We start from the raw sequence: 15,127 nt of genomic DNA, 5'->3' as shown, positions 1-15,127 counted from the left end.
TCCTTTTGTTATTTTTTACTCTTATAGGCGTATATAAACACGTTTTGCTTTGTTCATAAAGTATTAAGGTAAGTTAAACACCTCTAAAAGATGACTTAATAGTGCTGATTAAGCTAAACTACAGCGCTATTTATTCACCACTGCGGTACTTAAAATACAATGCATAACAAAGCCAAATCAGTCACCATTTTTGATGTTGCAGAGCGTGCTGGTGTATCAAAATCAACCGTATCCTTGGTACTTACCCAAAGCGATAAAGTGGGCAATAAAAGTAAACAAAAAATACTCAAAGCGATAGATGAGCTAGGATACGTTTATAATCGTGATGCCGCTGCTATGCGCTCAAAACGCTCTAACTTAGTGGCCATAGTAATAAACGATTTAACTAACCCAGCTATGGCACACCTTGCTACCAGCTTACAACTTTTGTTAAACAACAATGGCTTACAAGCCATGATTGTAAGCAGTAATAATAGTCTTGAGCTACAAGCAAACGCAGTTAAAAACTTAAAAGAATACAACGCGGCTGCATTTATTATTTGCCCCGTTGCTAATACTTGCCCCAAATGGCTTGATGCGCTCAGCGCGCAGCACAAAGTAATTACCTTAATGAGTGAAGTGCCCTTTAGCGCAGCGCCATGCGTACTTCCCGATTATAAAAAAGCCAGCCACGTAGCCAGTATGCATATACTCGCACAAGGCGTGACAAACATAGCATTTATAGGCAATGAACTTACTTTAAGTGATTCACAAGCACTGCAAAGTGGCTTTAATACCGCATGCGCGCAGCACAGCATTACACCATTAGCACCCATTGACTGCGCAGTAAACACAGCCCTTAGCGCTAAAAATGCATTTATAGAAGCATATAAACACAACCCCACATTAAACGCAGTGGTGTGTGCAAACGATATTATTGCTCAAGGTGTTATTGCCGCTATTAACTCATTAACTCATCACTCTATTAAAGTAGTGAGTTGCCACCACATTCCTAATAGCGCGGTTATAAATAATCACTTAACCACTGTAGCTATTAATACAACTGATATAGCTAAGCGGTGCCTTTTAATACTCCAAGAGCTACTACAAAATACAGCCTCGCCAGTAAAAACACTGGTAAATGTAAACTTACAAATTAGAGATTCTAGCCAATGAAAAAAGTGCTGGTAATTGGCTACGTATGGCCAGAGCCAAATTCGTCTGCTGCGGGAACGCACATGATGTCGTTATTAAATGCATTTAGAGCGCAAAACTGGGACGTTGAATTTGCAACGCCCGCGCAGCGCACCGACCACATGGTAAACCTTGACGACTTTGGTATAACCAGCCAAAGCATTGCACTAAACTGCGATAGCTTTGACGAATACGTTAAAGCCTATAACCCTGATATGGTCATGTTTGACCGTTTTATGATGGAAGAACAATTTGGCTGGCGCGTCGATAAATATTGCCCAAATGCCATTAAAATTCTCGATACCGAAGATTTACAATGCCTACGTAATGCACGCCACGAAGCGCACAAAGGTGAGCGCGAGTTTACAACCAGCGATTTACACTCAGACATAGCAAAACGCGAAATTGCCGCTATTTTACGCTGCGACCTAAGCTTAATTATTTCAAGTTATGAAATGAGCCTACTAAACAGCGTATTTAAAATAGAGCCAAGCTTATTACACCATTTACCATTTATGGTTGATTTAAGCTCACTGCCTACAAGTACAAAAACGTTTGAGCAGCGCCAGCACTTTATGACCATAGGTAACTTTAGACACGCGCCCAACTGGGATGCTGTACTTTACTTACAAAAAATATGGCCACTTATTCGAAAGCAACTCCCAAAAGCAGAACTACATATTTATGGCTCCTACCCACCACCAAAAGCCACGGCACTAAATAACCCTAAAACAGGGTTTTTAATAAAAGGCTGGGCCGATAATGCGTTTGATGTAATGCAAAGCGCACGCGTATGTTTAGCGCCACTTCGTTTTGGTGCAGGCATTAAAGGTAAATTGCTTGAAGCCATGATTATGCAAACACCCAGCGTTACCACTAATATTGGCGCAGAGGGCATGCATAACGATTTACCATGGCCTGGTAAAATAGCCAACACCGCTGATGACTTTGCCAATGCTGCTGTTGAAATGTACACCAATCAAAATGACTTTGAACAAGCGCAGCAAGATGGCAACACGCTCCTTAATACGCTTTACGATAAAGCACAATTGAGCACGGTGTTAATTAAAAAAATTGATTCAATAAGTAGCGATTTAGAGGCTCATCGCAAAAAAAACTTTACAGGCCAAATGCTCAAACATCATACAATGCGCAGCACTCAATACATGTCGCAATGGATAGCTGAAAAAAATAAAAAATTAGATTAAAAATGACTAGACACACACCAATTAGTGTTTAAAATCGCGCCCATCAAACGTGGGCAGTTTTAGCTGTATTGTCTATATTTTTAGCTTAGTTATCGCAATATTTGGTCCAAAAAGATTTGAAAACTGCAACCTTTACAGAAAAACGCAAATTTATCGTTAAATTGGGTAAAATGCTTCACAAGTATGGTACGCCTGCTTACCGCCTAGAAGCTCACCTAATGGAAGTGGCTACATATTTAGGACTTAAATCGTCGTTTGTTATGTCGCCAACTTCGGTAACGTTTGTTATTTGGACTGATGGCCACGAAGACGAGTACACCCATGTTGCTCGTGTAGACCCTGGCGATCACGATTTAGGCTCACTTGCCGACACCGACGACCTTGTAAACCAAATGCTTGACGACAAGCTAACTTTACAAGAAGTTGACGCCCAGCTAGATGCTATCTACGACATGCCAAACCCATACAATAAACTTGTTACGGGCGTTGCGTTTGCAACTTCTGGTGGTGCGTTTGCAATGTTAATGGGTACTAGCTGGACTGATGTTATTTGGTCATCGCTTCTTACTTTAGTTGTTTATTTGTTTGTGCTTTGGTCTGGGCGCTCAAAACGCGTAGCTCATATGCTTGAGCCATTGGTAGCCATAATATCGGCAATACTTGCATGTGCAGTAAGCGTGTATATAACACCTGAAATAAACATACGCTTAGTGGTACTTTCAGCCATCATTGTATTTATACCCGGTTTAGCACTTGCGCTTGGCTTAGCAGAGCTTGCAGCGCGGCATTTAGTGTCGGGTACAGCAAGAGTGATGGACTCGTTTATGCTGTTATTTAAACTCTATTTTGGCGGTTTTATTGGCATAGGCATTGGCTTTGCACTCTTTGGGCAAGCTGACTTTGTACAACCTGAACCATTACCAAAGTGGACAGCATGGCTCGCCATATTTTTACTTTGTAGCAGCTTAATCGTTATTTTTAGAACCAAACTTAAGCACGCTGTTTGGTCTATTGCATCAGGGTTTATAGCCTATGGCACCAGTATTGGCTCGGCTATGTACCTTGATTACACGTTAGGTACGTTTGTAGGTGCTTTATCGGTGGGTATATTTAGTAACTTGTTTAACCGTGTTGCTAATGCGCCGGCCTCTATTGTGGCCATGCAAGGCTTAATTGTATTAGTACCAGGTAGCAAAACCTATATTGGCTTAAACTCACTCATTGAAGGCCAAGACTTTATATACGCAGAGCATATAGGCCAGCAAACGTTTTTAATATTTATGTCGCTTGTTGCAGGGCTAATATTTGCAAACGTGGCTCTTCCGCCTAAAAAGAGTTTGTAAGTGATACTGAGCGCTCGCTTTACTTTAATTGAGTAAAGCGAGTAAAACGTTAAACTAAAAACAACTACCAAGTAGCAATTGAGGCCAATGCTAAGTGTTTTAGCTCATTACATTGCACTTGAGTCAAACTCAAAAACCTCATAGTAATTAAAAAAACTAGCCAAGGTAGGGTAAGCGCTGTTTCTTGATCCTAGCAAATTGTTACTGTTTGCGAATCATTTACTAAGCCCTTTAACCATTGGCGTGTTAACTCACTCCCTTGTGTGGAGTCGAATCTTTTTGCTCCGACCGGAAAGTTAATAGGTGTAGTAGCAATTAATGCTCTTGCTTGATCTTCACTCAATGGATTGAGTTTATTTAGTGTATCTTTAGAAAAATCACTATAGGATGAGCTAATCCAGCACCATGCTAAAGAAAAGTCTTCAATTTTAATCAACGCTCTATACCTACTTTTATAAACACGTAATTGACCTTATAGGTTATTACTATTACCTACTCTATACAAACTTCATGTTATTTTAATTTTAGTTCAACAAGTTACAAGAGAGCACTATGGTTTATTAATATTTAAGAAAGTATGTCAGACGTTTTTTACATTACGTGAAAGGTATACATTTTCAATAAGCAAATAATAGAGGACATTATTGCTTTATACTTCCCTATTGAGCAAAAGTACTCAATAGGGAAGTAACTAACTAGCGTGACCAGTTAGTTTTGGCAAGCTCTACAATCTCGTTTCCTTTGCCGTTTATCAGCGCCTTCATCATGTAAACACTAAAGCCTTTTGCTTGCTCTAATTTGATTTGCGGTGGCATTGAAAGCTCTTGTTTTGCAGTATCGACTTCTAAAACAACAGGTCCTGAGTGGTTCATCATCTCGTTCATTGCCGATGGTAATTTTTCAGGGTCATCCACATGAATCCCTTTTAAGCCGCAGGCTTGTGCAATGTTAGCAAAACTTGGGTTTTCTAAATCGGTATCGCTTGATAAAAACCCACTGGCTTTCATTTCCATAGCCACAAAACTAAGTGAGCGATTATTATAAACAACAATCTTTATTGGTAAATTAAGGTGCTTAAGCGAGATTAAGTCCCCCATTAACATCGAAAAGCCACCATCACCACACATTGCAATGACTTGGCGATCTCTGTCAACAGATTGAACTCCCATTGCCTGCGACATCGCGTTTGCCATAGAGCCATGATTAAACGATCCAATTAAGCGGCGCTTACCATTCATTGATAAATAACGCGCAGCCCACACTGTTGGCGTACCTACATCACAAGTAAAAACAGCATCGTCAGTCGCTTGTTCGTTGAGTAAACGTGTTAAGTATTGCGGATGAATTAAATTTTGCGAGGTTTTGCCACTGGCAAGTTCATCAAGATCTTGTCGAGACTCTTTGTAATTTTTAACGCATTTTTGTAAGTGCGAACTTGTCCGTTCACCTTTAATATAATCAAGCAGTGTGGTCACTGAATTTTTTGTGTCTCCTAATACGCCACAGTCAATTTGCACGTGTCGCCCGAGTGACGCAGCCTGATTATCAATTTGTAATATGGTGGTATTTTCGGGATAAAAAGCACGATAAGGAAAACTAGTACCAATCATAAGTAACGTATCGGCTTCTTGCATTGCATGATAGCCCGACGCAAAACCAATAAATCCGGTCATACCAACATCATAAGGGTTATCGTATTCAATAAACTCTTTACCGCGCATGGCATGCACTATCGGTGCTTGTAATTTTTCGGCTAGCGCAACAATTTCGTCGTGGGCATCCTTACAACCAGCACCACACAATAAGGTTACTTTTTTACTTTTATTAAGATGAGTCGCGATTGCTTCAATATCAGATAAAGCGGGGGTATACGTTGCTGGCTTTGGCACGTTCCATTTTGGTTTGATAGCTTTAGGCATATCTTTTAATGCAATATCACCAGGTAGCACAAGTACACTCACGCCTTTGTTTAATATTGCTTGTCGCATTGCGGTTTCTAGCAGGTATGGCATTTGCTCAGGGCTCGACACCATTTCACAATACACACTGCATTCTTTAAATAATTCTTGCGGATGGGTTTCTTGAAAATAACTACTACCAATTTCAGATGAAGGAATATGTGCGGCAATTGCTAATACTGGTACATTATTGCGCTGACAATCAAATAAGCCATTAATTAAATGAAGATTACCTGGCCCGCAAGAACCCGCACATACCGCAAGCTCGCCTGATAAATGGGCTTCGCCACCAGCTGCAAATGCGGCAACTTCTTCATGTCGCGTTCCTAGCCATTCAATTGTTCCCATTTTTCGCAGACTTTCACTAATGCCGTTAAGTGAATCGCCAGTTACTCCCCAAATACGTTTTACGCCAGCTTGTTCAAGGGTTTTAGTAATAAAACTTGCGATATTTCGACTCATAATATAGAACTCCTAAATATTCAGTTATTCTGTAAATTGATTTTTCGTCTCTGATCTATCAGGTAAGTCATCGTTTCGAAATGCGCTCAATTATTGAGAATCGATAAGCTTAAATATTTTGATAATGATAGATATATTACTACTGAGACTTTACTAACAAACGCCTAAGTCTGCTGCGCCCCATACTGATACATAAAACATGAATGTCCACTTTAAAGTGTTTATGAATATGCGGGTGCGAGATTTTTAGTGGCTTAACTATGAATATGTTATTATGCGCTCAATTATTTTACTGAATGCTTTTCTCTTACTTCTATGCCAAATTCTGCTTCTTGCTTTACATTATTTTCTCAAAATATTGATGCTCTCGCGCTTCCTGAAAAGTTTACTTTCCCTTTTTATTACGAGCCGCAACCATTAGCTGTAGCAGCCACTAAACAATTACAGCAACAACTTGAAACGTTAACGCATTTAAAAGCAGAAAATGCAGGTAAAATGTTTGGGGTTTTAGTGGTGCAAAATGCTAAGCAACAATTGGGCTTTTTAAGTGCTTATTCGGGACAAATTGAAGGTGATAAAGCCAATATTGGCTTTGTGCCGCCTGTTTCTAGCATGCAACTTCAAGACGATACCTATTTGGCTCAAAGTAAAATAATTAACGATATTAATGCTCAAATTGAGCAATTAGAAAATAGCGAACAACTGCATGAAGTTAATAGCAAACTTGATGATGCAACACAGAGCTACCAGCAAGCGCTATTAGCTCAACAGGCAGTAATGCAAACCGGTCGCCAACAACGAAAAACACAACGTACCGAAGGTGAATTAGAGCTTAGCGAAAGTGATTTTGAGCAGTTAAAAAATAAGCTTGCAGGGCAAAGCATCGTAGAAAAAAAGCAACTGCTGGCACTTAAAGCCTATTGGCAAAATATAATCGAGTCACTGCAGCAAACACACATCAATATTTCTGATGAAATTGCTCATTTAAAAAAGCGCCGTAAAACGCTTTCTAAAAGCTTACAAAAGAAGTTATTTGCTCAGTACCAGTTTTTAAATGCAAATGGTGAAACTACAGACTTAAATGCCATATTCGCAGCATTACCTGAGCACACTCCTCCTTCGGGTGCTGGCGATTGTGCAGCGCCTAAGTTATTACAATACGCCTATAAACATGACTTAAAGCCACTTGCTATGGCTGAGTTTTGGTGGGGAGCAGCACCTAAATCAGCAATTAGGCAGCATAAGAATTACTACCCTTCTTGTTACAGTAAATGCCAACCGATACTTGGTCATATGCTAAAGGGTTTAGATGTTGAAGATAACCCGCTACTTATCAACCCAGCTCAGGGTAAAGATTTAAGTATTGTTTATAAAGATGACGACTTACTTGTGGTAAATAAGCCCGCTGAGTTTTTATCGGTACCTGGCGTTAATATTGATGACTCAGTTTATATGCGAATCAAAACGCAGTTTCCAGAGGCATCAGGGCCACTAATTGTACACAGATTAGATATGTCGACTTCTGGGTTATTGATGATTGCACTTAATAAACGCGTGCACAAAGCACTGCAAAAGCAGTTTATTGAACGCACCATAGATAAACGTTATGTCGCATTAGTTAATGGTAACGTAGCTGAGGATAGCGGAGTAATTGATTTGCCCTTAGTGCTCGACTTTGATGATAAACCGCGCCAAATGGTGTGTTACACACACGGTAAGCCATCACTTACTACCTGGCAGGTTTTAGAGCGTAACAACAATATTACCCGATTACAGTTATACCCTAAAACAGGGCGAACTCATCAATTAAGAGTGCATTGTGCGCACAGCTTAGGTTTAAACATGCCAATTATAGGCGACACACATTACGGGCAAAAAGCCGAACGATTACATTTACATGCAGAATACTTAGCATTTACTCACCCTATTACGCTCGAGCGATTAGAGTTTGAAGTAGCCGCTGATTTTTAATAAAACACATAACTACAGCGACTATATTATACAATGAGTTTGTTTTTATTAATTAAATTGATATCGTTTGTGGTCTTATTTTTTCAATGAGAAGTATAAAAAAGCTGTTCAAACCCAAGTTTATTAAGCACTGTGAATAAGTATTTCAATAATAAAAATAAATCAGCAAAGGATTAACATGGCTAACAATGCACAAATAAAGGTTTTAGGTAATACTTTATGGGCAAAGTATATTGTTCTCCTTTTATTTTTACTTTTAAGTAAGCTTGCCTCAGCTAACGGCGATTCATTAAATGCAACTTCACATGCGCTAGACTTTGACACAACTCAAACTCTCATCAATAACATAAAACGAAATGAATTAGACTATCTTCAAAATGAAGACAAACTCACTCAAGCATTTAAAATAAGCAAAGATCAAAATTGGGAAAAACTTCATTTAGAAGCGGCCGCTTTGTATGCGGAGTTACTTTTTAGACAAGAAAAATACGCAGCGTTAAACACTCACTTATCCTATTACTTAAAGAACAAAGAGTTACCAAACCAAAAAAGTGTATATTTATTATTTCTCGAATCACAACTCAAGTCTCTAGCGAGGGATGCAAACCCAGCTCCAGCACACATGCTAGCCACAAAATTAGAAGAGAGCCTGCAACAGCATTCATCTAAAGAAAAAATTATTATTTTACGAGCACTTGCTTACTATTACACGGATACAGACGCATTGAAAAAGACCCTAAATGTTGCACTAGAAGGGCTAGAATTAGCATTAAAAGATGACGACTCAGCATCTCAGGGATACTTTTTTAGAAAAATAGCCGATGCATATAATTATCTAAACGAAAAAGACAAAGCCATATATTATGCAAAAAAAGCGGTTGCAGCATATGAGCAAACACAAGATGGGCTTTTTACTGCAAAAGCATATTGGAGTTTAGGCAATATATTGCTCGAGATAAAAAAACCTAAAGATGCCTTAATATACCTAGACAAAGCATTGCTCTATTTTAAAAAAGCTAATATGCAAAAAGGCTTAACCTTTGCCCAATACTCAATTGCTAGCATTGAGTACTTACAAGCAAACTACGATAAAGCTTTAACTTTAACTAAAGAGAACATTGAGCTTGCTCGTTCTGCAGGTGTACACGACATGCAACTCGCATCGCTCATTTTGTTAGCTGACATATATATAAAACTAGATTTACTTGAGCAAGCAAATGAAGCAAACGATGAGGTATTTTTAAACTTAGATAAATTCAGCCGCAGTATTTATAAAGCCGATTTTTTAAGTAAACGCTATGAGCTAAAGCGACGACTCAACTACACTAACGAGGCTTTTGAAGCAATTGAACAAAAGCTCCTTTATACAAAAAAACACTACGAAGCTACCAGTGAAAGTAATATAAAAACACTACAGGTACAGTTTGAAGTAAAAGAAAAAGAAGAAAAAATACAGCAACTAGAATACGCAAAAGACATTAGTGAACTACAAGCTAAAGAAGAGTACCAACAAAAAATAATTTGGCGACTTAACGCTGCTATAGCGTTTATTTTAGTGATTGCTTCATTATTTTTATTTTATAGGCAAGCTCGACAACGTCAAAAATATCACGATATTTCATTAACAGATTATCTAACAAATAGCCCTAATCGCAGAGGAATAATGCGCGCCGCAGAAGCAAAGCTTGATGAAGGTAAAATGACGATAGCAATTGTTGACTTAGACTACTTTAAAAAAGTTAACGACCAATTTGGTCACGATGTTGGGGATTTAGTTCTTATTTCCTTTGCAAAGGCTGCAAAAGAAACACTAAGTGGTTATCATCAGTTTGGCCGCTACGGCGGCGAAGAATGGTTGTTTGCACTAAATTCGGTTGACGAACTAGCTATTCGAGATATATTTGACCAGCTCGCCACTAGGTTTACCGAGCATTGTAGTAATATAAAAGACCTTCCTAGTAATACAAAAATCACTTTTAGTGTGGGAGCCTCTGTAAGTAGCCCTTTAAAAAGCACACTAGATGTTCTTATTAAGCATGCAGATAAATTACTTTATAAAGCAAAAGAAAACGGAAGAAACCAAGTCGTTGTTGATTAGATAAATACAGCTAAAAGTACTTGCTCAGTTAATTGACTAAAGTCCATCTAAAACCATCTGTTTAATTTTATGTGCTTTTACAAAATGATCTAATTTATGAGTGTGTATCCACCAAGTAGCGGCCTCCATAAGTAGCTCTGGGTCGTCGTTTTTATTGGCAAAAAATGCATAAAAAGAAAGCCCTACATTTTCGCCTTTAGCTGCCATTTTTTTATCGCACACAGTAATGATTTTTGCTCTTAGTTCTTCCCTCATACATACCTTATTTAATTATATTTTTACTATTAAAATACGCCATTTAAAAAGCTAACGATTAGCTGTAAAAGGCTTCTATCAACCAAGCCATGATTCTCAAGCTCTTTATTAGGCGTATTTACTTTTGCAGCTTTGCATTCATTATCTAATGTCTCATTTTTAAGTGTATCGGTTTCGTATGCAATATCTGCTTGTTCCATACATTTTGCCGAGCCTGCGTAAGGCTGCGCCGCACAAGCGCTTAGTAATAAAAAAAGTGGAATTGCTATCAATAATTGCTTCATAACTAATCCTATTTTTACGCAACTTATTTACTTTAAATTACAGTTGCAAGTTAGCCTATTTACTTTTCTACCACCATTACAAAAAATTCAAAAAAGAACGTACCGATGGCATCAAAAAAAGTGTCATTTTTTTCATCCTTTTTAATTTGTGCGCTAATGCATTGATTGTAAACCTGTGAGCTTGTTTGAGCGCCATTTCGATCAATCATTTCAGCCTCTTCAATGCATAAGTTAGGGTCAGAACGCGGGGCTGTACTACATGCACTCAGTAAAGCGCACAGTCGTAATGCGCACAGTAGTAATGCGGCGACGGGGCTTTTTATGTTCATCCTTAAACTATCCTATTAAGTTAACGTGCTACCTGCATTTATGTGTGAGAGTAATATATAGGTTGTACCCAAATAACACTCACACTTTATCACTGCTATAAAATAAACAACCAGTAAATATTTGTAAGGTTCTGTAGGAATTTATACTCACTTTTATAATTGAACTACGCAAAAGCCTGAAATTATTGCATTCATATCACTGTAAAATTTACAGTGGTCGCAGCCAAAGAATAAAAAATTAAATTAAATTTATTAAAATACAATAACTTAATATTTGGCATTTAGTTTGCTAGTTAATGATATAAGCAAATAAATTGTAAAAGGACTAGTTATGAATATTTTTGAAGCACTACGTCATGACCATGACAAACAACGAGAATTGGTAGATGCGCTTATTCAAACACACGGCGACACAGAGCAGCGCCACACGCTAATGGATGAGCTAAAAACAGAATTAGAAAATCACGCAAAATTTGAAGAACGTTACTTTTATAACCCACTTATGTTTGATGACTTAACTCATGAAAAAGCGCGCCACAGCGTAGCTGAACATCACGAAATTGATGAATTAATTGAACAACTTGAAGATACCGAAATGAGCTCGTCTGCATGGTTAGTTGCAGCTAAAAAGCTACACCATTTGGTACATCATCATTTAAGTGAAGAAGAACACGAAGTGTTTCAATTAGCGGGTAAAGCACTTACCGAAGGGCAAAAAGAGAGCCTTGCTGAGCAATACAACGACGCAATGCATTAGTTGTAAACACGCAAACCGACTTCCACACACTCCCTGTGTACTTATTGGTTATAAGCCTTATGGCTTATAACCAATTTTTTTGCATGTACTTTATTACTTTAAAGTAAATTTCACGTCTTGGTCGCGTAATAAGTAAAGTGCAAAACACGCAGCCCACATTGGCCATGCAGTAAAGAATAATAAGTTATTAAAGCCATCTATGTACTGGTTGTAAGAAGAAAGCGTAGATAAGCCATGCATTACAAAAATGATACCGTACGTTATACGCTTTTTAATACCTGCTAAAAATGCTAAAACAAGCACTAACTGCACCGCACCAATAATGTAAGCCACTATATCTGTAGAGCCACTAATACCGTAAAAATGTTCAAAAATACGTGCGCTATGCCCAGGATTAACAAACTTATCGAATGTCCACATAACCATTACAATAAACACGCCTAAACGCAAAGATAAAAGTGACCACTGCAAACGGTTTTGCACATCAGAATTCATTGAACCTGTCATAAAATTTCCTTAAATGAATATTAATAAACGTAGAAGTAACCTAGACCGTATAAGTTGTTTTTTATTTCAAAATTCTTTAATTAAATTCATTAGTTAAGCCATGCAGTACTAAAAGTGAAGCTTATTTAAGTAATTTAAAAAATGCTTCATAAAAGTTAACTCTTTTAAAATGTTAGCAGGTTGAAAGTAGTCTATAATTAATAAATCCTATTAAAAGCATATATTTACATTCACTCTAATACAATCGCCCTATTAATATTTTATCGACTAATAAAACAATAGTACTTAATTACCAACTTTGTAATGCATCTGTTTTGTTATGTTCTAAAAAACAAAAAGAATCAAAATTTTACTGAAAGTTATTTTTAATCCTTTCGGTCTTTATCGCCAACAACATTTTAACCGTAGAGAGAAAACGTTTGAAACACGCATATTTAGCACTTTCCCTAGCCACCATATTAAATACACCACTTAATGCTTTTGCAGCCGAAGAATCAAAATCAGCAAAAGAAGGCGCAATTGAGCGTATTGAGGTGGCAGGCCAAGTTATTAAATCTCAAGGTCTTTCGGTTAAAAATGCCACTGTAGACGGCCCTTTTGGCGACAACTTAGCTCTACGAGATATAGCCCGTTCAGTAACACCAATTTCAAGCGAGTTAATAGAACAACTCAATATTACGACTTTACAAGATGTACTTGCAGTAAGCCCTAATACCTATTCAGCCAGTGGTTTTGGGGCACCAAGCTTACCTACTATTCGTGGGCAACTAGGTGAGCTTTTCCAAGATGGTACACGCCGCCAAGCAGGTAATAATGGCTTTGGTGTGCCGTTATCGTTCAACTCTATAGAACAAATAGATGTAGTAAAAGGCGCGCCACCGGTATTATTTGGCTCAAGCCAACGCAACGGTGGTTTTGTAAACTTACATTCTAAAAAAGCATCAACTGACGACAGTAAAGGCAAAGCAACGGTATCTGCAGGACGATGGGATCAGTACAGTGTTTTAGTTGATTACAGTGCACCTATAGTAAAAGACAAAGTAGGTTTTAGAGTAAGCGCTGAACACATTGATAACGGCAGTTACTACGACTTTTCGGGCACGAAAAGCGACAGCTTATTTGCAGCACTTAGGGTGTTACCTGATGACAAGAGCAGCTGGGATATTAACTTGGAGTTATACCAAGTTGAATTTACCGATAACGCAGGTATTAACCGCCCTACTCAAGCCTTAATTGATGATGGCCTTTATGTTACCGGCCAAGGCGTGCAAGCCAATGGCAGTACAGTACCTGCAGCTGGTTCTATTGTTTCACCTACTGGGCAAGTAAAAATAGACCGTAGTACAGTACTTACCGACCCTGACAATCAAAACGAAGCCACTACTTATTTACTACACAGTATTTATAAGCGTGAACTTTCAAACAACGCATCAATAAAAAACATTACGTATTTTCAGCACTTACAACGCGAAGAAATTGCACAAAATAGCTTTGTTGAAATTATAGATGGTGCCGATACCGCGCAAAACCGTACCGAATTGACCTACCAATGGAGCAACGAGCAGCAAACAATTTTTGCTTTTGATGTGCGTTACAACCGCGTGCTAGGCTACAGCCAATTTACAACAGAAGCCGACTTACCTATTGATTTAACTGGCCCAATTTCAAATCGCCGCATTCCTTTAACTGATGCACAACAAGCGCGTTTAATTGAAATTAGTCCAGGTGTATTTGTATCCCCTGGTGGTCAGTACGATATTAATAACGATGGCAGCGGCGACTTTAACTTATCAGACACTACCGATTCGCGCTCATGGCAAACGGGTTTTGCTATTCAGCAAGATTCAGATTGGACAGATAAGTTTCATACAAGTGTTGGCTACCGCATAGATTTTTATGACGTAGACGCGCACGACCCAATAGCACCAGAGGGTGAAATTGCAGCGAGCGACAGCATTAACGATAAGCTACATTCGGGGCAAGTAAGCTTTAACTACCGATTAAATGGTGATTACACCACTTATGGTGCAGCAAGTTACAACGAAGCCACATCAAATAGTATGGCTGGCGGCACATCTCTTGGTGGTGATAACACGATTAGCGCACAAAACTTTTCAACCGAAAATACCTTAGTTGAATTTGGTTTGAAATACGCACCAACCGACAGTGATTGGTACGCCGATGGAGCAGTATTCAGCCAACGTCGTAGTTTACGTAATCGTGATGGTAGTAATACCGGCATTCGTACTACCGGCTTTGAAAGCCAAGTATTTTATGATGCTTACCCTTATTGGCTAAGTGCCGGCTACAGCTATATTGACGCTCGCTACGATAATTCTGCAAGTAGCCAAGACTCAGCGCAAGTAGCAGATGCATTTGACAACTCACGTCCAGATATTATTTCAGGTACCAGTGTTGGCGCACCTAGCTTTACCGCGTTTGCACCTTCAAACCGCCAAGTTCAGGGCATCCCTGAGCAATCTTTCAGCTTTAACGGAAATTATTCAATTAATTCGAAATGGCAAACGGGTTTTTCAGGTCTATATACAAAGAGTTACCCATTAGACTTTTTGGCGACAGTAAAAATTCGTGATCAGTACACCCTAAACGTAAATACTAGCTATGCTTTTACGCCTAATACCAAGTTACGATTAGATGTGAACAACGTGACGAATCAAAAAAACTGGCGCCCAGTATTTGAAGGCGGTTACTTTGGTGCAACTTTAGCTTTTCCTGAGTTGCCAATTAACGCCAAGTTAACCCTTACGCATAGTTTTTAAGA

General features: G+C 38.6%; 13 protein-coding genes. 7 read left to right on the top strand and 6 right to left on the bottom strand.

Annotation, left to right across the window (positions count from 1 at the left end):
• Positions 1-159: 159 nt before the first annotated feature.
• The 3 genes from H5087_RS17730 to H5087_RS17720 all read left to right on the top strand — a co-directional run bounded on the left by H5087_RS17730 (position 160) and on the right by H5087_RS17720 (position 3,724).
• Positions 160-1,155, top strand: coding sequence for a LacI family DNA-binding transcriptional regulator (locus H5087_RS17730; protein WP_182672890.1), 996 nt, complete (start codon positions 160-162; stop codon positions 1,153-1,155).
• Entirely contained in the window at positions 1,152-2,381 is a 1,230-nt protein-coding gene (locus H5087_RS17725; RefSeq protein ID WP_182672889.1) for a glycosyltransferase, read from the top strand. The genes H5087_RS17730 and H5087_RS17725 overlap by 4 nt, the downstream gene beginning before the upstream one ends.
• Before the next feature lie 116 nt (positions 2,382-2,497).
• A complete protein-coding gene (locus H5087_RS17720) occupies positions 2,498-3,724 on the top strand; it encodes a threonine/serine exporter ThrE family protein (protein WP_002960134.1) in 1,227 nt (408 codons plus the stop codon).
• Between the two features lie 190 nt (positions 3,725-3,914).
• Here the strand turns inward: H5087_RS17720 and H5087_RS17715 are convergent, their stop codons facing one another.
• Both H5087_RS17715 and poxB read right to left on the bottom strand, forming a co-directional pair.
• Entirely contained in the window at positions 3,915-4,160 is a 246-nt protein-coding gene (locus H5087_RS17715; protein ID WP_259397785.1) for a hypothetical protein, read from the bottom strand.
• Positions 4,161-4,419: 259 nt separating this feature from the next.
• Positions 4,420-6,144: a ubiquinone-dependent pyruvate dehydrogenase gene (gene poxB, locus H5087_RS17710; protein WP_182672888.1), complete on the bottom strand. Its 1,725-nt coding sequence runs from the start codon at positions 6,142-6,144 to the stop codon at positions 4,420-4,422.
• Between the two features lie 315 nt (positions 6,145-6,459).
• Between poxB and H5087_RS17705 the strand changes: the two genes are divergently transcribed.
• Together H5087_RS17705 and H5087_RS17700 are read left to right on the top strand one after the other, a co-directional pair.
• On the top strand, positions 6,460-8,115 hold the full coding sequence (locus H5087_RS17705; protein ID WP_182672887.1) for an RluA family pseudouridine synthase: 1,656 nt from the start codon (positions 6,460-6,462) through the stop codon (positions 8,113-8,115).
• A gap of 178 nt (positions 8,116-8,293) precedes the next feature.
• Positions 8,294-10,213, top strand: a complete 1,920-nt coding sequence (locus H5087_RS17700; protein WP_182672886.1) for a GGDEF domain-containing protein — start codon at positions 8,294-8,296, stop codon at positions 10,211-10,213.
• Positions 10,214-10,249: 36 nt separating this feature from the next.
• Here H5087_RS17700 and H5087_RS17695 read toward each other — a convergent pair whose 3' ends face one another.
• Genes H5087_RS17695 through H5087_RS17685 form a run of 3 tightly spaced genes read right to left on the bottom strand, consistent with a single transcriptional unit; the run spans position 10,250 to position 11,081 of the window.
• Positions 10,250-10,468 carry a DUF6500 family protein gene (locus tag H5087_RS17695; protein ID WP_182672885.1) on the bottom strand — a complete coding sequence of 73 codons (219 nt, stop codon included), beginning with the start codon at positions 10,466-10,468 and terminating at the stop codon, positions 10,250-10,252.
• A 29-nt stretch (positions 10,469-10,497) separates the two neighbouring features.
• On the bottom strand, positions 10,498-10,752 hold the full coding sequence (locus H5087_RS17690; protein ID WP_182672884.1) for a hypothetical protein: 255 nt from the start codon (positions 10,750-10,752) through the stop codon (positions 10,498-10,500).
• 59 nt (positions 10,753-10,811) lie between these two features.
• Entirely contained in the window at positions 10,812-11,081 is a 270-nt protein-coding gene (locus H5087_RS17685; protein ID WP_182672883.1) for a hypothetical protein, read from the bottom strand.
• A 331-nt stretch (positions 11,082-11,412) separates the two neighbouring features.
• Between H5087_RS17685 and H5087_RS17680 the strand changes: the two genes are divergently transcribed.
• Positions 11,413-11,838 (top strand): hemerythrin domain-containing protein, encoded by a 426-nt coding sequence (locus H5087_RS17680; RefSeq protein WP_008134499.1) that lies wholly within the window; start codon positions 11,413-11,415, stop codon positions 11,836-11,838.
• Positions 11,839-11,931: 93 nt separating this feature from the next.
• Here H5087_RS17680 and H5087_RS17675 read toward each other — a convergent pair whose 3' ends face one another.
• The gene (locus tag H5087_RS17675; protein WP_182672882.1) at positions 11,932-12,345 is read right to left on the bottom strand and encodes a hypothetical protein; all 414 of its coding nucleotides are present in this window, start codon (positions 12,343-12,345) and stop codon (positions 11,932-11,934) included.
• Between the two features lie 419 nt (positions 12,346-12,764).
• Between H5087_RS17675 and H5087_RS17670 the strand changes: the two genes are divergently transcribed.
• Positions 12,765-15,125 carry a TonB-dependent siderophore receptor gene (locus H5087_RS17670; RefSeq protein ID WP_182672881.1) on the top strand — a complete coding sequence of 787 codons (2,361 nt, stop codon included), beginning with the start codon at positions 12,765-12,767 and terminating at the stop codon, positions 15,123-15,125.
• Positions 15,126-15,127 lie beyond the last annotated feature (2 nt).

Origin of the sequence: Pseudoalteromonas sp. SR43-7 (assembly GCF_014163785.1) — a bacterium.
Classification (GTDB): domain Bacteria; phylum Pseudomonadota; class Gammaproteobacteria; order Enterobacterales; family Alteromonadaceae; genus Pseudoalteromonas; species Pseudoalteromonas distincta.
This window is presented reverse-complemented; position numbering and strand designations above follow the sequence as displayed.